The sequence below is a fragment of the Rhizobium sp. P2_G2 genome (genome assembly GCF_056403555.1).
In genome coordinates, this window is record NZ_JBFUFF010000022.1 from 46591 (window position 1) to 63634 (window position 17044).

Genomic DNA, 17044 nt, shown 5'->3' on the forward strand with positions numbered 1-17044 from the left:
CGGTCTCGTCCTCAGTTGCTCGCGGTGGAGAATTTCGCCGGGTCATAAAGAATATCCTCGGCCTTGAGCTGGCCGGGCTTCAGCACGCCATCGCGCGCGAGAATGTCGATCCAGAACTGCAGATCGCGCGGCACGGCCTTGCCGCCTTCACGCACGCCGTAACCGGTGAAATATTGCGCAATAGCGGCATTCTCGTTGCGAGAGGCAAGGACCTTAGCGATTACCTTCTTGGTCTCTTCGGGATGGAGCCGGGCATATTCGAGCGCTGCCTGCGACTTCTCGACAAAGATCCTCGCTGCCTGCGGATGCTCCTTGATCCAGTCACGGCGCATGACTGTGAAACCGCCGGCAATCTCGCCGAGCACGTCGGTATCGCCAAAAATCTTCTGCATCGGCCCGTTCTTCAGCGCCGCGCCCTCAAACGTCTTCTGCCAATAGCCGAACGCGGAAATGTCGACCTGCTTCGAGCGCAACACCTGTTCGAGCTGCGGACCCGGCACGACGACGAGCTTGGCGGCGTTCTCCGGCAGGCCAACCGAGTGGAGCGCCTCACGCACTGTATAGTCGAGATGGGCGCCGAGCGTGTTGACGGCGATCGTCTTGCCGGCGATGTCCTTGATCGATTTGATCGGGCTGCCCGGGAGCGTGTAGAAAATGCTCTCTGTCTGCTTGTTGATGCCGTTTGAAGCATAGACGGCGACGAAATCATTACCGCCGGCGATGGAATTCAGCACGGCCGCCGTTGCAGCACCGCCAAGCTCGACATCGCCCGAAGCCAGAGCAAACAGCGATGCCGGGCCGCCCTGGGCATAGCCGACATCCTTGAGTGTAATGCCCGTGCCCTTGAAATAGCCGAGTGCATCGGCGAGTTCGTGGGCAGAGAGACCGCCCTGGCTGGCGAGATAGCGGATCGTCACCTGCTCCTGCTCGGCGGCAAAAGCGAGACTGGCGGGAGCGGCCAGGAAGAGGCCGGCAGCGAGCGCGGCCGCGCGGCCGAAGGTACGGCGGGAAATCGTCATCTTGAACTCCGTTGTTTGATGGGTTGAGTTGCGCCTCGGTACGAGCCGGGCGTTCAGTCCTTGACGCTCGACCAGCGGCAGAGCCGGGCCTGGAGCCGCTGCAGGACGAAATTGGCCGCCAGTCCGAGAAGCGCCAGCAGCAGGATTGCCGCATACATCAGCGGGATCTGGAAATTGTATTGGGCGTTCATCACCTGGAAGCCGACGCCGGAATTCGCACCGATCATCTCCGCCGCGATCAGCAAGAGCAATGATGTCGTCGCGCTGAGCCGCAGGCCGACGAAGATCTGCGGCAGCGCGGCGGGCAGCACGACGCGACGGAACACGGTGAGCCGCCGGGCACCATAGACACGCGCCATTTCAATGAGCTTCGGATCGACCTGCTTGACCCCGCCAATGGTGGAGAGAAGGATCGGAAACAGCGTCGCCCAGAAGATCACGAAGATTTTCGAGGTCTCGCCGAGGCCGAGGAACAGGATGAACACCGGATAGAGCGCGAGTGCCGAGGTCTGGCGGAAAAGTTGCAGGATCGGATCGAGGCTGCGCTCGATGACCCGCATCTGCCCCATGAACAGGCCGAGCGGGATGCCGAACCCGATAGCAGCGCCATATGCGATCCCCGCCCGCTGCAAGCTGATCGCAATGTCGCTGGCGAAGGTGCCGGTTGTGACGCCGTTCCAAAGTGCGATCAGGATGGCGTGCAGTGGCGAAAACACCGCCGGATTCACCCAGCGAAGCAGAGGCGCCACCTCCCAGAGCAGCGCAAAGGCGATGAGCAATCCATAGCGGGACAAAAAATTGCCGAGGATCGCCAGCGCATTCCTGACTAGGCCACTGAACCAGAACGGCGTTGCGCCATAGCCTGGCAGGATGACTTGCTGTTCGGTCTCGATTGCCATGCACTTTCCTCCGTTTGAGGGTGTCGATTACTCGGCAGCTTCAGTATAGGCGGTGCGCCAGCGGGTCTCGGGAAAGGGCAGGCCAAGATTTTGCCTGAGTGTCGTGCCCTCATAGGCGGTGCGGAACAGGCCGCGGCGCTGCAGTTCGGGAATGACCAGATCGACGAAGTCGTTGAGACCGGTGGGGAGCCAGGGCGGCAGGATATTGAATCCGTCGGCGCCCTCGTTCTCGAACCATTCCTGCAGCATGTCGGCAATCTCCACAGCAGAACCGACAATGGTGAAATGGCCGCGCGCCGAGGCGATCCACTGATAGAGCTGCCGGATGGAGAAATTGTTTTCGTCGGCGATGCGGCGGATCAGCTCCTGACGGCTCTTCATACCTTCCGTCGGCGGTGCGGGCGGCAACGGGCCATCGAGATCGGCGCCGGCAAGATCGAGCTCACCGCCGCTCAATCCATTGATCAGCGCCAGTCCGTCCTCCTCAATGATGAGGCTCGTCAGGCGCTCATATTTCTCGCGCGCTTCCGCCGTTGTGCGCCCGACGAATGGCGAGACGCCAGGCATGACCAGAACATGCGACGGATCGCGGCCGAGGCCGCGCGCACGCGCCTTGATGTCGCGATAGAATTCCCGCGCGGTGTCGAGCTTCTGATGCGCCGTGAAGATCACTTCGGCGGTTGCCGCGGCGAGGCCGCGCCCATCGTCCGATTGTCCCGCTTGGACGATGACAGGATGGCCCTGCGGCGAACGCGGCACATTCAGCGGGCCTTCCACGAAAAAATGCTCGCCGCGATGGTCTGTACGATGCACCTTGTCCACGTCGAAATAGACGCCGCTGTCGCGATCGCGGAGGAATGCATCGTCCTCGAAACTTTCCCAGAGCTTCTTGACGACGTCGACATGTTCGGCGGCCCGCCTGTATCGGGCTGCATGCGGCAATTGCTGTTCGCGATTGAAGTTCCGCGCCGCAGAGTCCGTCGCCGTGGTGACGACATTCCAGCCGGCACGACCGCCGGAGATCAGGTCGAGCGAGGCGAATTTGCGCGCGACGGAATAGGGCTCCTCGTAGGTGGTCGACGAGGTCGCGATGAAACCGAGATTTTTGGTGAACGGCGCCAGCGCTGAAAACAGCGTGACCGGTTCGAAGCCCACCACCCGCGCATTGCCGCCCTCGATGCCGCCGCCGAAGGCGACCGCCAGCCCATCGGCCAGGAAATAGGCGTCGAAGAGACCGCGTTCTGCCGCCTGCGCCAGTTCGACATGGAATTTGAAATTCGTCGCCCCATCGACCGGTTGGTCGGGATGGCGCCAGGATGCAATATGCTGGCCGCCGCCGGGAAGGAATGCGCCGAGCTTGATCTGTCTCTTCATCAACGACCTCCATATGCTGACCACTGGACGTCCGCCTCGATCGAAGCAGGCATTCGCAATCTACACAGGAAGACTGTCATATAAAACACTAATTTTATAGATTTTATTTTTTAAGTGATTTTTAAAATTGCAGGAGGTTTTTCTAATCATTTACGGAATTGAGGCATGGGCGGCTAAACCGAATGACATAATCGAAACGAGGAAGCGGCCTTCCCCTACACATCAAGGCGGGGTTCCAAGGGTCTCGCTGGACATCGACAGGCTCTCCCATCTCTTGCCGGGCATCGGCCGGAATGATAACCCCTCATGCAATTCATTTTGCTGGCGATGTTAGGCGGGCATGTTCATCGCATTCGAAGGTCCTATCGGCGTAGGAAAGACAACCCTGGCGGAGGGGCTCTCGAATCGGCTCGGTGCGCGTTTTTTCGCCGACCCGATCGAGAAGGTCAGCCGCTTCCTGACGGTCGCGAGCAAGGATGCCCTGGCCACAGAGATGGAATTCCTGTTTCATCGCCTGCGCCAGCTTGGCGATATGAAACGGGCGCTGGAACAGTCAAACCAGCTCATCGTCGCCGACTGGGATTTGCACAAGATAGAATATTTCGGCCGCGCCAATCTCAATGCGTCCGACTTCAAGATCCTGAGGGAATTCGCCCACCTGGCAGGGGCCGAAACACCTCGGCCAGACATGCTGATCATCGTCGAGGCTCCCGACGGCATCGTTCTCGAACGGATCAAGCGGCGGGGCCGTAGCTACGAGCAGGAAATCACGCCACACCAGATCGACGAGATGGCTTCACGGTTCGAAAAGATCGCCGTATCCGTGGAACGTGACAGCAAAGTCCGCGTGGTTCGGTTTGAAAACGCCGATGGCATAGAGGCAAGCGTCGACAAGCTCGTCTCGCGGATACAGCCTCTCCGCTGAACATCCATTGACGCGGCCTTGATATGCAACTTTGCGTCAGGCACCACACTTGCAATGGCACTCACTTCGGAATCAGTGCCGAAGCCATTCCTGCGGCAGCGTCTCGTTGAGCGACTGGCGGATGATGGAAGCAAGATGTTCGGCAATCGGGCTGACCTCTTTGCTCGGTCGGTGAAGCACCAATCCAAGCGACGATAATTTCGGCAGGCCGTGAAGAGCGGGTTCGAGCAATCGCACCGATGATGGCTTGCCGACGGATGTGCGGAGCGCGATGCCCAATCCCGCAGCGGTCGCCGCCCATAGGCCGCCGAGACTGGGACTGACGAAGGCGATGCGCCAGGGGATGCCCGCCCGGTCGAGCACGTTGCAGGCAATGGTGCGCAACATGCAGGGCGCTTCCAATGCCACGAGCGGCAATAGCTCCCCACTTGCGCAGCTCCACGCCACGTCGTTGTCGGCCGATCCCAGCCAAGCGAGCGGCAGTGCCGCGAGGGGCTGCGCCGTCGACGATAGGCTTCCGTCGTCCCATGCCAGCGCGAGGTCGAGCTGGCCGGATGCGATCTTCTCGATCAATTCGGCATTGCGGGCGATCCGGCCTTCGATCTTCACCTTCGGGTGGGCGCGGGCGAAACGGCCGAGGACGCGCGGCAGCACGGTTTCACCGAAATCCTCCTGCAGGCCGAGCCTTATCCAGCCCTCCAGCTCGACGCCGCGCACGGCGTTGATCGCCTGGTCGTTGAGGTCGAGCATGCGCCTTGCATAGGCGAGCAGCACCTCGCCGCCATCCGTCAGCGCCAGTCCGCGGCCGGATTTACGAACCAGCGACACAGCCGCCTGCATCTCCAGTTTCTTGAGTTGCGCACTCACAGCCGATGTCGACCGGCCGAGACGATCCGCCGCCCGCGCGAACGAACCCGTGTCCATGCCGGCCACGAAGCTGCGCAGCGCATCCATATCGAGATTTGTCAGGCGCATGATATTCATCCCGAAAATCAGGATTTACAGTCCTGAATTATCCGATTTTCAGAATGATCATGTCGCGTCAAAATGGGCCTGTCAATCATGCTCAAGGGAGAAAAACCATGCCCTTTGCCCGCATCTCGCTCCTGGCCGGCAAGAGCCGGGATTATCTCAAGTCGGTGACCGACAGTCTTGATCGCGCGCTCGTCGAATGCTTCGACGTGCCGGAGCACGATCATTTTGTTGCGATCCACCAGCATCAGCCGGAGGAATTGATCTTCGACCGCAACTATCGCGGCGGTCCCCGTTCCGACAATTTCATCCTTTTCCACATCACCACCGGCAAAGCGCGGACCGACGAGACCAAGCGCCGCTTTTATCGCCGGCTTGTCGATCTTCTGGCCGCGGCGCCCGGCATTCGGCCGGAGGATGTCATGGTCATAATCGCCAACTCGACTTTCGAGGATTGGTCCTTCGCCTCGGGCGTCTCGGCTGCTCAACCGGGGGAGGGGAGGGGCGCATGAGCAATCCGTTCGAGATGGCGGATGCCTGCCCGCCGGCCATGACAATCAAGCGCGCCGGCAGTGACATCGTCCGCGCACCGGATGGCGTGGCAACGGCACCGTTTCTCGTCCAGATGCTGCTATCGAGCAGAAGGGAAGGGGAGATGACGGCGATGCGCGCCTTTGTCGAACCGGGTACGATCACCCATTGGCACACGCATCCGCGGGGTCAGCTGCTGTTCGTGCTCGACGGGATCGGCCTGGTCCAGCGCGATGGCGGCGAGGTGACGGAGGTGCACGCCGGCGATAGCATCTGGTTCGCGCCAGAAGAGCGTCATTGGCACGGCGCGAGCCCAAAAAGCCCGTTCAGCTATGTCAGCATCCAACCCGTAAAGGATGGGACAGCGGTCCATGGAACCCGTCGAAGAGATCGGAGGACAATCATGATTGCCATGCAATACAGCATCGCCTTGCCCGCGGATTATGACATGACCATCATCGACCGCCGCATCCGTGACAAGGGACCGGCGCTCGATGGTTTCCCGCATCTCCGCTTCAAGGCCTATCTCACTGCCCGGAAGCGGGACGGCGCTCTTGCCAGCTCTGAAAATCTTTATGCGCCGTTCTATCTCTGGGACCAGCCGGAAGGCATGAACGATTTCCTTTGCGGGCCGGGTTTTGCGGTCCTGTCGGGGGATTTCGGATGGCCGGTCGTGCGGACCTGGTCGGTCTGGCGTGCAGAACTCGGCGCGGATTTGCGAGCGGCGAAATTCGCAACCCGCCGGGAGATTCCGATAAAACCACATGCCGATCTGGCCGCACTTCGACAGCAAGCAGAGGGAGAAGCCCGGGAGGCTGCCGATCGGGGCGCCGTAGCAGCGGTCGCCGCCTTCGATCCTACCGCTTGGACAATGGTGCAGTTTCGTCTTTGGCAGACCCTGCCGAAGACAGAGGGCAGCGCACAAAGCTATTGCGTGGGATATGTCGCGCTGCCCTGACCCGCGCCGACTGAATAATATGGAAGCGGCCCCGGCGGCCCAAATATTGAGGCGCCGGGGCAGTGCATGAACAGCGGCGGGTAGCCGGCTTACTTTTCAGCGGTCTTCGCTGCTTCAACAATGACATCCGCCACCTTCTGCGGCTGTGACGTGAAGACGGCATGGCTAGCCTTGATCTCCGTCACTTTGCTGCCGGCGCGCTTGGCCATTGTGCGTTCGAGGTCCGGATTGATCGAGCGGTCCTCGGTCGCCACGATCGCCCAGCTCTTCTTCGTCCGCCAGGCAGGATCGCCGACCTTGGCCGAGAAGGCATCGACCGAAGCGAAGACCTGTGAATTCGCCAGGAAGGCAGCCTCGTCCTTGGGCAGGTCGGCGGCAAAATCCTGGGCGAAGGCGGCGGGGTCGAGATAGAGATATTTGCCGTCCTTGGTTTGCTTGATGCTCTTGCCGGCCGCCGGCTTGGTGCCGGCAAGCGCGGCCAGGCTCTCACCCTTCTCCGGTTCGAAGGCCGCGACATAGACAAGGCCAGCTACTTTGGGGTCCTTGCCCGCCTCGGTGATCACCATGCCGCCATAGCTATGGCCGACAAGCAGCGCCGGGCCATCCTGCAGGTCGAGCACGCGCTTGGTCGCGGCAACGTCATCGGCCAGCGACGTGATCGGCTCCTGGACGACAGTGACGTTATAGCCGCGCTTTTCGAGAATCTCGGTCGCCTTGCGCCAGCCGGAACCGTCGGCCAGCGCACCATGGACGATGACTATGTTCTTGATCTCCGCCGCCTGGGCTGCAAAGGCGATGGCGCTGGTGAAAAAGGCGAGTGCGAAGGTCGAGAGGATCTTGGACATGGACGTGCTCCTTTGCTTGGATTTAAGTTGGATTGCTGCCGGTATTGACCGATCTGTCAGCCGAAGGTGAAGGCGTAGGCTTCGACACCGGGGTCGAGGAACTGGATTTCGAAATTGCGGGCCTGGACGTCACCGGCTTGACGGACGAGCTGATAGAGCCGTGTCGCGGTCACCGTGCCAAAACCCTGGGCGTCCGTATCGGCGCCATGATTTTCGCCGGGTGCCTTGCCGTCCACGGTCACACGGAAGCGGATCGGCTTGCCGTTCGAGCCCGGACCGAGGACCAGATGCAGGTCGCGGGCGCTGAAGCGGTAACGGATCGCGCCATTGGCCTTGTCGAGATCCGCCTTTTCCGCCCCGATCGTCCAGGTGCCGGAGAGGCCCCATTCGTTCAAGCCCGGCTCGGCGATCGAATAATCGCGCGCTGCATCCGCCTGGACGTTTTCCGGCGAGGCAAAGCCCGTCGCCTTGTCATAGCCGATGTAGGTCTCGCCGGAGCGGACATCGGCGAAATCGGGCGCGGCTTCGATGCCCCCGGCATTCGGGTCGACGGGGGCGTTAACCTGCATCTTGCCGCCGGATTCATGCAACAGGTCCTGGATCGCCTGTTCTGTCTCAGCATAATTGCCTTCGCCGAAATTGTGGTAGCGGATGCGACCCTTGGCATCGATCAGATAATGCGCCGGCCAGTAGTTGTTATCGAAGGCGCGCCAGATGCGGTAATCGTTGTCGATGGCCACCGGATAGCCGATTTTGAAATCGGCAATCGCCTTGCGAACATTGTCGACATTCTTCTCGAAGGCGAATTCCGGGGCATGGACGCCGATCACGACGAGGCCTTGATCCGCATACTTTTCCGCCCAGGCTTTGACATAGGGAATGGTACGGATGCAGTTGATGCAGGAATAGGTCCAGAAATCGACGAGCACGACCTTGCCCTTCAATTGAGCCTGCGTCAGGGGCTTGGAATTTAGCCAGGTCACGGCACCATTGAGCGAAGGAGCGATGCCTTCCACCGGCAGCTCACTGACGAAGGGAGCCTTCGGGTCGGTTGAGCCGATCATCCGGTCATTGCTGGCAACGTCGGAAGCATGCGGGCGGCTGGTATTGAACCGGTCGAGCACCGCCTGTTCGAAGGACGACGTGCTGGTGTAGGAGAGCCGGGCGAGCAGGCCGGTGTCGAGACCGGTCGCGACCACCGCCACGCCGGCCAGCACCGCAACACCGAGGCCCTGGCGAATGCGTTCACTGACATTGAGCGAGCGCTTCATAGCGGAAAACACCTTGCCGCCGACGAGAAGGGCGATGGCGAGCGAACTCGCCGCGCCGGCAGCATAGGCAAGCAGCAGCAAGGTCGTACCCAGATTGGCGCCTTGCAGCGCAGCACCCGTCAGCACCAGACCGAGGATCGGGCCGGCGCAGGGCGCCCAGAGCAGGCCAGTCGCCACGCCAAGGATGAACGAGCTCGCGACAGTGGGCGCTGCCGCAGTGCCGGCGGCGCGGGTCAGCCGGTTGCCGAATTCGACGACCGGCCGCGACAGCCAGCTCGACACCTGAGGCGACAGCAGGCTGAGGCCGAACAGCGCCAGCAGCAGAAGTGCGGCGAAACGGCCATATTCATTGGCATGCAACGCCCAGCTGCCGCCGACCGCAGCAAGGGTGGCGACCGCGGCAAAGGTGATTGCCATGCCGACCAGCATCGGCAGAGTGCTTTTCGCAAAGTGCTGCCCCGCCCGGGCAAACACGAAGGGAAGGATGGGGAGAATGCAGGGGCTGAAAATCGTCAGCGCGCCGCCTAGATAGGCAATGACAATAAGCGTCATCATCGTTTCCTTTGAAACCGTTGATCGGGTTCTGGACGGCGATTGGTCACCGCCATCAACGAGATGCATTTGGCGGCCGCCGCGTATCCCGGATGTGTCCGGCAACAGGGGGAAATGTAAGGGAATGTAGCAGGCTGAGGCTGAGGCTACAGTCTGATACAATTCAGCCCGCATCTGAAATATCGCCGATACATGCCGGCTGTTTTCTCCTCACCATGATCAACACCATTTGGAGAGAGACCAATGCCTGATGAAATCAACCTCGGACGCCGCCGCCTGTTCGGCATGGCCGCAATGACCGCCGTCGCCGTGGAGTTCGGCTTTGCCGACCCGGTTCGCGCAGCAACGCAGAAGCTCGCAGCGAACGCCACGCCGGCCAAAAAGGTCGTCAGGCACACCTCCTTCGAGTCGATGAAGAGCATCAAGGCCGGCGATCTCGAAATCGGCTATGCCGAGGCCGGCGCGGGCAACAAGCCGGTGGTCCTGCTGCTGCACGGCTGGCCCTATGACATTCATAGCTATGTCGATGTCGCGCCCATCCTTGCATCCTCAGGCTATCGCGTCATCGTTCCCTATCTGCGCGGCTACGGCACCACCCGCTTTCTTTCGGCCGACACCCTGCGCAACGGCCAGCAATCGGCGCTCGCCGTCGACATGATCGCACTGATGGACGCGCTCGGCATCCAGAAGGCCGTCATCGGCGGGTATGACTGGGGCGCGCGTACCGCCGACATCATGGCAACCCTCTGGCCGGAGCGCTGTAAGGCGCTGGTTTCCGTCAGCGGCTATCTGATCGGCAGTCAGGAGGTCAACAAGAAGCCGCTGCCGCCCAAGGCCGAGCAGGCCTGGTGGTACCAGTTCTATTTCGCCACCGAGCGCGGCCGGCTGGGTTACCAGGAACATACCCACGACTTCGCCCGGCTGATCTGGGAGACGGCCTCGCCGACCTGGCACTTCGACGACGCGACCTTCCAGCGTTCGGCCACGGCGTTCGACAACCCCGACCATGTCGCGATCACCATCCATAACTATCGCTGGCGGCTCGGCTTGGTGGAAGGCGAAGCCCGCTTCTATGCATTCGAGGAAAAGCTTGCCAAGGGACCACTGATTTCGATCCCGACGATCACGCTGGAAGGCGACCAGAACGGCGCGCCGCATCCGGACCCCAGGGCCTATGCCGGCAAGTTCTCCGGCAAGTACCAGCACCGCACCATCACCGGTGGCATCGGCCACAACCTGCCGCAGGAAGCGCCGGAGGCCTTTGCCCAGGCGATCATCGACGTCGATCGGATGTAAGATAGAGCTCGAACGGCGCGACCCCGCGAAGCGGATTTGCGCTTCGCGGCCGTCGGCATTACCTCTATGCGGGTCGCCCGCCCATGTCAGACAGAGCAGAACCGAAAGCAGAAAAATGGAACATGTCGACCATGTCCTGATCGTCGACGACGATCGCGAAATCCGCGAACTGGTCTCCACTTACCTGACCAAGAACGGGCTCACGACAACCGTCGCTGCTGACGGCCGCCAGATGCGCAAATTTTTGGAAGCCAACAGCGTCGACCTGATCGTGCTCGACGTGATGATGCCGGGCGATGACGGCCTGGTGCTCTGCCGCGAACTTCGCGCCGGCAAGCACAAGACGACGCCGATCTTGATGCTGACCGCCCGCAGCGACGAGATGGACCGGATCATCGGGCTCGAAATGGGCGCCGACGATTACCTGCCGAAACCGTTTGCCGCGCGCGAACTGCTGGCGCGCATCAAGGCGGTGCTTCGCCGCACCCGCATGCTGCCGCCCAACCTGCAGATCACCGAAGCCGGCCAGATCCTGACATTCGGCGATTGGCGCCTAGATACGGTTGGCCGCCACCTGCTCGACAAAGAGGGCACCGAGGTCGCCCTGAGCGGCGCCGAATACCGGCTGCTGCGCGTCTTCATCGATCATCCGCAGCGGGTGCTCAACCGCGATCAGTTGCTCAACCTGACCCAGGGCCGCGACGCCGAAATTTTCGATCGCTCGATCGACCTGCTCGTCAGCCGCCTGCGCCAGCGGCTTGGCGACGATGCGCGCGAGTCCGCCTATATCAAGACGGTGCGCAGCGAGGGCTATGTGTTTGCCGTGCCTGTCGAAATTTCGGAGCCGAGGCAATGACGGCCGCCACTCTTCCTACGTCCATGCTGCTTTGGCCGAGCACAATCAGAGCTCGGCTTTTTATCATCCTGCTGGTCGGGCTGGCGATCGCCTATGGCCTGTCCTTCACCGTGCTGCTCACCGAGCGCTATATGTCGGCCAAGGAAGTGATGCTCAACACGCTGGAGACCGATGTCGCCACCTCGATTGCCGTACTGGACCGGCTGCCGGCTAATCAGCGCGTCGACCTGCTCGACCGGCTGAGCCGCGGCAATTATCACCTGGAACTCAGCACTGGTCTGCCCGGCGTCCCGGACCTTTCGCCACATGGCAGGGAGATTGCCGCCAAGATCGAGGAAGCGGCGGGACATCAATTCCCGCTGACGATCGAATCCATCCCCGGCGACGGCAAGCGCATGCAGGCACATCTGAAATTGAGCGACGGCACGCCGCTGACCATCGACGTCACGCCGCGCGGCGTCATGCCGATCGCCGACTGGCTGCCTTACGTGCTGGCGATCCAGATGCTGCTTCTGGTGCTCTGCACCTGGTTCGCGGTCCGCCAGGCGATCCGGCCCTTGGCCGATCTTGCTGCCGCCGCCGATGCGCTCGATCCGAACAGGAAAACGGTGCCATTGAGCGAAAAGGGTCCAAGCGAGGTCGCGCATGCCGCCCGCGCCTTCAACGCCATGCGCGACCGGATCACGCATTATCTCGAAGAGCGGGTGCAGATCCTTGCCGCGATCTCGCATGACCTGCAGACGCCAATCACCCGCATGCGGCTGCGCGCCGACATGGCCGACGACTCGCCGGAAAAGGACAAGCTGGTCCACGATCTCGGCGAGATCGAGCGGCTGGTGCAGGACGGCATCGCCTATGCCCGTAGCGCCCATGGCAATGCCGAAAAGGTGTCGCGCATCGATATCGCCTCCTTCGTCGAAAGCATGGCCTATGACTACCAGGACATGGGCAAAGCCGTCAGCGTCATCGGCACGGTCGAGAGCAAGGTGCAGACTAAGCCGCATGCCTTGCGGCGCATCCTGACGAACTTCATCGACAATGCGCTGAAATTTGCCGGCGCAGCCGAGATCAGCATGGAGCGCCGCGGCGAAACCGCTGTCGTCATCACGGTGATGGATCGCGGGCCGGGCATTCCGGACGACCAGCTGGAGGCCGCCATGCAGCCCTTCTACAGGGTCGAACAATCCCGCAACCGCGAGACCGGCGGCAGCGGCCTCGGCCTAGCGATCGCGCAGCAATTGGCCGCTGCCATCGGCGGTTCTGTGCGGCTGTACAATCGCGAGGGTGGCGGCCTTGCGGCGGAAGTCGTCATCCCGTGAGCTCATAAAACGCGGCAAATTGTATTGCCGCGTGTCGCATCCGGCCGCTGCTACGCTCTGATACAATTCTCCCGCTTTTGCACACATCCCGGATACGTCGATCCGTCAAAACCCACCTCGTCAAACACGTCGCGACTGCGACAAACAACGGAGTGACTATCATGACCAAGATCGACAAGGTTCTCTACACCGCTCACACCCACACCACCGGCGGTCGCGACGGCGCCTCGCAGAGCAGCGACGGCCAGCTCGACGTCAGGCTCTCGCCTCCCGGCAGCGCCCATGCCGGCACCAATCCGGAACAGCTGTTCGCCGCCGGCTGGTCGGCCTGCTTCATCGGTGCCATCGGCCTGGCCGCCGCCAAGCGCAAGGTCAAGCTGCCCGCCGATCTCGCCGTCGATGCCGAAGTGGATCTCGGCATGACCGACGGCGCCTATTTCCTCCAGGCGCGCCTCAATGTCAGCATGCCCGGCATTGAATCCGAGCTGGCACGGACCCTGGTCGAAGAAGCCCACCAGACCTGCCCCTATTCCAAGGCGACGCGCGGCAATATCAATGTCGAATTGAACGTTGTCGAATTGGCCGCTGCCTGAACACCTGAGTTTGCCCCTCGGGTCGGCTCGCCGCTCCCAAGCTAATGACGATGCGGCCTTGCGAAAAATGTTCGCAAGGCCGCTTTCGTTTGATCAACCAACCGGATTGACCCAGCCGCTCGGCGGACCAAAGCCGGCCATGGCCTCGGCAGGTCCCCAGGTTCCCGGCTCGTAGATTGCCGGCGGCGTCTTGTCGTCGAGCACCGGGCCGACGATCCGCCAGGCGATCTCGCTGGCATCCTGGCGGGTGAACAGCTGGCTATTGCCGTTCATGGCATCGCCGATCAGCCGCTCATAAGGGTCCATGTCCCCCGTCGCGTCATCGACGGCGCTCAATTCCACCTGCTCGCCGATCATAGCGTCGCCGGCGGCCTTGCGGCGGGCGCCAATGCCGATCGACACCTGGGGGCTGATGCCGAAGCGAACATAGTTCGCATGCTCGGGCTTCAAGTCCTCGAAAATGCCGAGCGGTGGCAGTTTCAGCCGCAACACGACCTCGGTGGCGCGCACCGGCAGGTTCTTGCCGGCGCGGATGAAGAAGGGCACGCCCTGCCAGCGCCAGGTATCGACGAAGAAGCGGACGGCGGCAAAAGTTTCCACCGGCGAACTCGGGGCGACACCGGGCTCTTGCAGGTAACCGTTGAACTGACCGCGCACGACATCGTCCTTGGTGAGGGTGCGGATGGATTTCAGCACCTGTACCTTCTCGTCGATCAGGTCGTCTGCCGAACTCGTGGCCGGCGGCTCCATGGCGAGCAGCAGCAGAATGTTGAGCAGGTGGTTCTGGATGACGTCGCGGATCGCCCCGACTTCGTCATAGAAGCGCCCACGGCCCTGGACGCCGAAATCCTCGGCCATGGTGATCTGCACGCTCTCGATATAGTTGCGATTCCACATCGGCTCGAGAAAGGAATTGGCGAAGCGGAAATAGATGAGGTTCTGGATCGCTTCCTTGCCGAGATAGTGGTCGATCCGGTAGATCGAGTGTTCATCGAAGGCGATATGCAGGACGCGATTGAGCCAGCGCGCCGATTGCAGGTCGCGGCCGAACGGCTTTTCCACCATCAGCTTGGCGCCTGCGGCGGCATTGGATTGTTCGAGACCCTGGACGACCGGCTCGAACATGGAAGGCGGCACGGCGAGATAATAGAGCGGATGGCGGGCGGAACCGAGCTCGTCCTTCAATTTGTCGAAGGTCGATTGCAGGCGGTAGTCGCCGCCGACATAGCGCAGCAATCCGGCCAGCTTGGCGAAAACCGCCTCGTCAATCGTGCCGAGCGCCTGGGTGATGCTTTCGCGGGCGCGGGCTTGCAGCTGCGACACGTCCCAATCTTCGAGCGCCACCCCGATGACCGGTTCGCTGAGATGGTTGCGCGCCACCATGGAATAGAGGGCAGGAAAAATCTTCTTGCGCGCGAGGTCGCCGGTGGCCCCGAAGAGCACCATCGTGTCGGATCGTTCAATCGTCATGAGCGGCATCTTCCTTCCAGATTCAGGGCGTCGGGCGGCTTGGATAACCGCCATCCGGCCTCTCTCCTCGCACCCAATCTTGCCGATATGGCGCCGCTTGACAATGCTCAATCGGACGATCAGGTTCTCGATCATGGCCCTTCGCGGCCGGGAGGATCTAGCGAGGAGAACGACGATGAGCGAACGCCTTGAAGACATCGCTGAGAAGATGGTGGCGAGCGGCAAGGGCCTGCTCGCAGCCGACGAATCCACGGCAACGATCGCCAAGCGCTTCGACAAGATCAGCCTCGCTTCGACCGAAGAGAGTCGGCGCGACTATCGCGAAATGCTGTTCCGCAGCAATGAGGCGATGCGGGATTACATATCGGGCGTCATCCTGTATGAGGAGACGCTGTTCCAGAGAGCGGCCGACGGCACACCGCTGGCCGACATCATCCGCGCCGCCGATGCCGTTCCCGGCATCAAGGTCGATACCGGCGCCAAGCCGATGGCCAGCTTTCCGGCCGAGACGGTGACGGAGGGCCTTGATGGTCTGCGTGAACGCCTGAAGAAATATTATGATGCCGGCGCCCGCTTCGCCAAATGGCGCGGCGTGATCGCCATTTCCGACAGCTTGCCGAGCTACGGTGCGATCCGCGCCAACGCCCATGCGCTCGCCCGTTATGCCGCGCTCTGCCAGGAGGCGCAGATCGTGCCGATCGTCGAGCCGGAAGTACTGATGGACGGCGAACCGGGTACGCACAGCATCGACCGCAGTGAGACGGTGACGCGCTGGGTGTTGCAGATCGTTTTCGAGGCGCTGAACGAAGAGCGGATCAATCTCGAAGGCATGATCCTCAAGCCGAGCATGGTGTCGGATGGCAAGAAGGTGCTGAAGGCCTCGGTCGAGGAAGTGGCGGAACGCACCGTCAAGGTACTGAAGGAAACAGTGCCCGCCGCCGTACCTGGCATTGGCTTCCTCTCCGGCGGCCAGACGCCGCAGCAGGCCACAGCACATCTCTCGGCCATCAACGCCGGTCGCAAGCTGCCATGGGCCGTGACCTTCTCCTATGGCCGAGCACTGCAGGACGATGCATTGCAGGCCTGGAATGGCAAAGCGGAAAATGTCGCCGCCGGCCAGCGCGCCTTCGCGCATCGCGCCAAAATGAACAGCCTCGCCGCCAAGGGCGAATGGAATCAGGACCTCGAGAAGGCGGCCTGAACCACCGTTTCAACGGGACAAAAGCGATGCGGCCAAAGGTGGGGCAGAATGAGTGCATATCCGGAAATCTACCTAGTCCGCCATGGCGAGACGGAATGGGCCGTGGCTGGCAGACATACAGGCCGCAGCGACATTCCCCTGACCAAAGCCGGTGAAGAGGCGGCCCGGCAGGTGGCCGGACGCCTGCCGCAGATCGCCTTCGCCACGGTCTGGACAAGCCCGTCCGAGCGGGCGCGGCGGACCTGCGAACTCGCCGGCTTCGGTGACAGGCGTGTGGTCGATCCCGATCTCGCCGAGTGGAATTACGGCGACTACGAAGGCGTGACCACCAAGGAAATCCACGCCACCCGTCCGGGTTGGCAGCTTTTCCGCGATGGCTGCCCCAATGGCGAGACCGCGGCGGATGTCGGGGTGAGAGCGGATGCGGTCATCGCCCGGGTCCGTGCCGTCAACGCGACGCTGCTGATCTTTTCCAGCGCGCATTTCCTGAGAGTGTTCGGCGCCCGCTGGCTCGGCCTGCCGCCGGAGGGCGGGACACATTTCGTCCTCGATACGACGAGCATTAGCGTGCTGGGCTATGAGCACGATTTGACGGAACCAGTCATTCGCCGCTGGAATGGCAAGTAGCTGCGGCATCCAGGTTTCAGCAATCCCGATAGCCGCGCCGGCGTTTTCCCGCCGCGCGCTGCTCGATCTCGGCGAGCGCTGCTTCCGGGGTAGGGCAGAGGGAGGAAAGTTGCCGGCCAAATGATCCGATCCGGCCCCAGCGGCGCACGGCGCAGATGCCGCCGAAGAGATCGGTTTCGAATTCCAGTGCATAAAACCGTGCCATGTTGTGGGCGGGGTCCCTGCGTTCCATGTAGATCGGGGAATGTGCTCGTGTCGTCATGAAGAGCAGAGTCGCAATTGCGCTGACTCTCGTCCAACGACAAGTTTGAATCGATCCGAGCCGACCGATTCACG

The 17044-nt window shown here is 61.9% G+C and carries 17 protein-coding genes and 1 pseudogene; 10 read left to right on the forward strand and 8 right to left on the reverse strand.

The genetic code is table 11. From position 1 onward, the window contains the following. Positions 1-11: 11 nt before the first annotated feature. From AC1D06_RS17635 to AC1D06_RS17645, 3 genes are read right to left on the reverse strand one after another with little or no spacing between them, the layout of a single operon-like run. Positions 12-1019 (reverse strand): ABC transporter substrate-binding protein, encoded by a 1008-nt coding sequence (locus AC1D06_RS17635; RefSeq protein ID WP_477880987.1) that lies wholly within the window; start codon positions 1017-1019, stop codon positions 12-14. A gap of 53 nt (positions 1020-1072) precedes the next feature. Continuing rightward, a complete protein-coding gene (locus tag AC1D06_RS17640) occupies positions 1073-1918 on the reverse strand; it encodes an ABC transporter permease (RefSeq protein ID WP_477880985.1) in 846 nt (281 codons plus the stop codon). 27 nt (positions 1919-1945) lie between these two features. After that, positions 1946-3292, reverse strand: a complete 1347-nt coding sequence (locus tag AC1D06_RS17645) for an LLM class flavin-dependent oxidoreductase (RefSeq protein ID WP_477880984.1) — start codon at positions 3290-3292, stop codon at positions 1946-1948. A gap of 340 nt (positions 3293-3632) precedes the next feature. On the opposite strand from AC1D06_RS17645, the gene AC1D06_RS17650 reads away from it, so the two are divergent. After that, positions 3633-4217: a deoxynucleoside kinase gene (locus tag AC1D06_RS17650; protein ID WP_477880982.1), complete on the forward strand. Its 585-nt coding sequence runs from the start codon at positions 3633-3635 to the stop codon at positions 4215-4217. A gap of 72 nt (positions 4218-4289) precedes the next feature. Here the strand turns inward: AC1D06_RS17650 and AC1D06_RS17655 are convergent, their stop codons facing one another. Continuing rightward, positions 4290-5192, reverse strand: coding sequence for a LysR substrate-binding domain-containing protein (locus AC1D06_RS17655; protein WP_477987230.1), 903 nt, complete (start codon positions 5190-5192; stop codon positions 4290-4292). Between the two features lie 107 nt (positions 5193-5299). Here AC1D06_RS17655 and AC1D06_RS17660 point away from each other — a divergent pair, with 107 nt between their 5' ends. The 3 genes and pseudogenes from AC1D06_RS17660 (at position 5300) to AC1D06_RS17670 (ending at position 6678) form a co-directional block, all read left to right on the forward strand. Beyond that, on the forward strand, positions 5300-5701 hold the full coding sequence (locus tag AC1D06_RS17660) for a tautomerase family protein (RefSeq protein WP_477987232.1): 402 nt from the start codon (positions 5300-5302) through the stop codon (positions 5699-5701). 14 nt (positions 5702-5715) lie between these two features. Then, positions 5716-6090 (forward strand): annotated as a pseudogene (locus tag AC1D06_RS17665) (cupin domain-containing protein); the annotation flags it as partial. A gap of 33 nt (positions 6091-6123) precedes the next feature. After that, entirely contained in the window at positions 6124-6678 is a 555-nt protein-coding gene (locus tag AC1D06_RS17670) for a DUF4865 family protein (RefSeq protein ID WP_477880975.1), read from the forward strand. Between the two features lie 89 nt (positions 6679-6767). Here the strand turns inward: AC1D06_RS17670 and AC1D06_RS17675 are convergent, their stop codons facing one another. Both AC1D06_RS17675 and AC1D06_RS17680 read right to left on the reverse strand, forming a co-directional pair. After that, entirely contained in the window at positions 6768-7523 is a 756-nt protein-coding gene (locus AC1D06_RS17675) for an alpha/beta hydrolase (RefSeq protein ID WP_477880974.1), read from the reverse strand. Positions 7524-7579: 56 nt separating this feature from the next. Further along, positions 7580-9346 (reverse strand): cytochrome c biogenesis protein DipZ, encoded by a 1767-nt coding sequence (locus AC1D06_RS17680; RefSeq protein ID WP_477987233.1) that lies wholly within the window; start codon positions 9344-9346, stop codon positions 7580-7582. Between the two features lie 243 nt (positions 9347-9589). On the opposite strand from AC1D06_RS17680, the gene AC1D06_RS17685 reads away from it, so the two are divergent. The 4 genes from AC1D06_RS17685 (at position 9590) to AC1D06_RS17700 (ending at position 13410) form a co-directional block, all read left to right on the forward strand. Then, positions 9590-10642, forward strand: a complete 1053-nt coding sequence (locus AC1D06_RS17685; RefSeq protein ID WP_477987235.1) for an alpha/beta fold hydrolase — start codon at positions 9590-9592, stop codon at positions 10640-10642. A gap of 115 nt (positions 10643-10757) precedes the next feature. Further along, on the forward strand, positions 10758-11498 hold the full coding sequence (locus tag AC1D06_RS17690) for a response regulator (RefSeq protein ID WP_477987237.1): 741 nt from the start codon (positions 10758-10760) through the stop codon (positions 11496-11498). Next, a complete protein-coding gene (locus AC1D06_RS17695) occupies positions 11495-12817 on the forward strand; it encodes an ATP-binding protein (protein WP_477987238.1) in 1323 nt (440 codons plus the stop codon). Before AC1D06_RS17690 ends, AC1D06_RS17695 begins: the two co-directional genes overlap by 4 nt. 161 nt (positions 12818-12978) lie before the next feature. Continuing rightward, positions 12979-13410, forward strand: coding sequence for an organic hydroperoxide resistance protein (locus tag AC1D06_RS17700; protein WP_477880967.1), 432 nt, complete (start codon positions 12979-12981; stop codon positions 13408-13410). Between the two features lie 93 nt (positions 13411-13503). Here the strand turns inward: AC1D06_RS17700 and zwf are convergent, their stop codons facing one another. Then, on the reverse strand, positions 13504-14880 hold the full coding sequence (gene zwf / locus AC1D06_RS17705) for a glucose-6-phosphate dehydrogenase (RefSeq protein WP_477987240.1): 1377 nt from the start codon (positions 14878-14880) through the stop codon (positions 13504-13506). A 175-nt stretch (positions 14881-15055) separates the two neighbouring features. Here zwf and AC1D06_RS17710 point away from each other — a divergent pair, with 175 nt between their 5' ends. Then, on the forward strand, positions 15056-16081 hold the full coding sequence (locus AC1D06_RS17710; RefSeq protein ID WP_477987242.1) for a class I fructose-bisphosphate aldolase: 1026 nt from the start codon (positions 15056-15058) through the stop codon (positions 16079-16081). A 48-nt stretch (positions 16082-16129) separates the two neighbouring features. Next, positions 16130-16708, forward strand: coding sequence for a histidine phosphatase family protein (locus AC1D06_RS17715; RefSeq protein WP_477880618.1), 579 nt, complete (start codon positions 16130-16132; stop codon positions 16706-16708). A gap of 16 nt (positions 16709-16724) precedes the next feature. Here AC1D06_RS17715 and AC1D06_RS17720 read toward each other — a convergent pair whose 3' ends face one another. Next, complete coding sequence (locus AC1D06_RS17720) at positions 16725-16970, reverse strand: WGR domain-containing protein (protein WP_477880620.1); 246 nt, start codon at positions 16968-16970, stop codon at positions 16725-16727. Positions 16971-17044: the final 74 nt, after the last annotated feature.

Coding starts and splice junctions, on each gene's coding strand:
- AC1D06_RS17680 (WP_477987233.1), bottom strand. CDS start 9,346: ATGACGCTTATTGTCATTGCCTATCTAGGCGGCGCGCTGACGATTTTC.
- AC1D06_RS17685 (WP_477987235.1), top strand. CDS start 9,590: ATGCCTGATGAAATCAACCTCGGACGCCGCCGCCTGTTCGGCATGGCC.
- AC1D06_RS17650 (WP_477880982.1), top strand. CDS start 3,633: ATGTTCATCGCATTCGAAGGTCCTATCGGCGTAGGAAAGACAACCCTG.
- AC1D06_RS17645 (WP_477880984.1), bottom strand. CDS start 3,292: ATGAAGAGACAGATCAAGCTCGGCGCATTCCTTCCCGGCGGCGGCCAG.
- AC1D06_RS17690 (WP_477987237.1), top strand. CDS start 10,758: ATGGAACATGTCGACCATGTCCTGATCGTCGACGACGATCGCGAAATC.
- AC1D06_RS17670 (WP_477880975.1), top strand. CDS start 6,124: ATGATTGCCATGCAATACAGCATCGCCTTGCCCGCGGATTATGACATG.
- AC1D06_RS17710 (WP_477987242.1), top strand. CDS start 15,056: ATGAGCGAACGCCTTGAAGACATCGCTGAGAAGATGGTGGCGAGCGGC.
- AC1D06_RS17655 (WP_477987230.1), bottom strand. CDS start 5,192: ATGCGCCTGACAAATCTCGATATGGATGCGCTGCGCAGCTTCGTGGCC.
- AC1D06_RS17640 (WP_477880985.1), bottom strand. CDS start 1,918: ATGGCAATCGAGACCGAACAGCAAGTCATCCTGCCAGGCTATGGCGCA.
- zwf (WP_477987240.1), bottom strand. CDS start 14,880: ATGACGATTGAACGATCCGACACGATGGTGCTCTTCGGGGCCACCGGC.
- AC1D06_RS17715 (WP_477880618.1), top strand. CDS start 16,130: ATGAGTGCATATCCGGAAATCTACCTAGTCCGCCATGGCGAGACGGAA.
- AC1D06_RS17720 (WP_477880620.1), bottom strand. CDS start 16,970: ATGACGACACGAGCACATTCCCCGATCTACATGGAACGCAGGGACCCC.
- AC1D06_RS17660 (WP_477987232.1), top strand. CDS start 5,300: ATGCCCTTTGCCCGCATCTCGCTCCTGGCCGGCAAGAGCCGGGATTAT.
- AC1D06_RS17695 (WP_477987238.1), top strand. CDS start 11,495: ATGACGGCCGCCACTCTTCCTACGTCCATGCTGCTTTGGCCGAGCACA.
- AC1D06_RS17700 (WP_477880967.1), top strand. CDS start 12,979: ATGACCAAGATCGACAAGGTTCTCTACACCGCTCACACCCACACCACC.
- AC1D06_RS17635 (WP_477880987.1), bottom strand. CDS start 1,019: ATGACGATTTCCCGCCGTACCTTCGGCCGCGCGGCCGCGCTCGCTGCC.
- AC1D06_RS17675 (WP_477880974.1), bottom strand. CDS start 7,523: ATGTCCAAGATCCTCTCGACCTTCGCACTCGCCTTTTTCACCAGCGCC.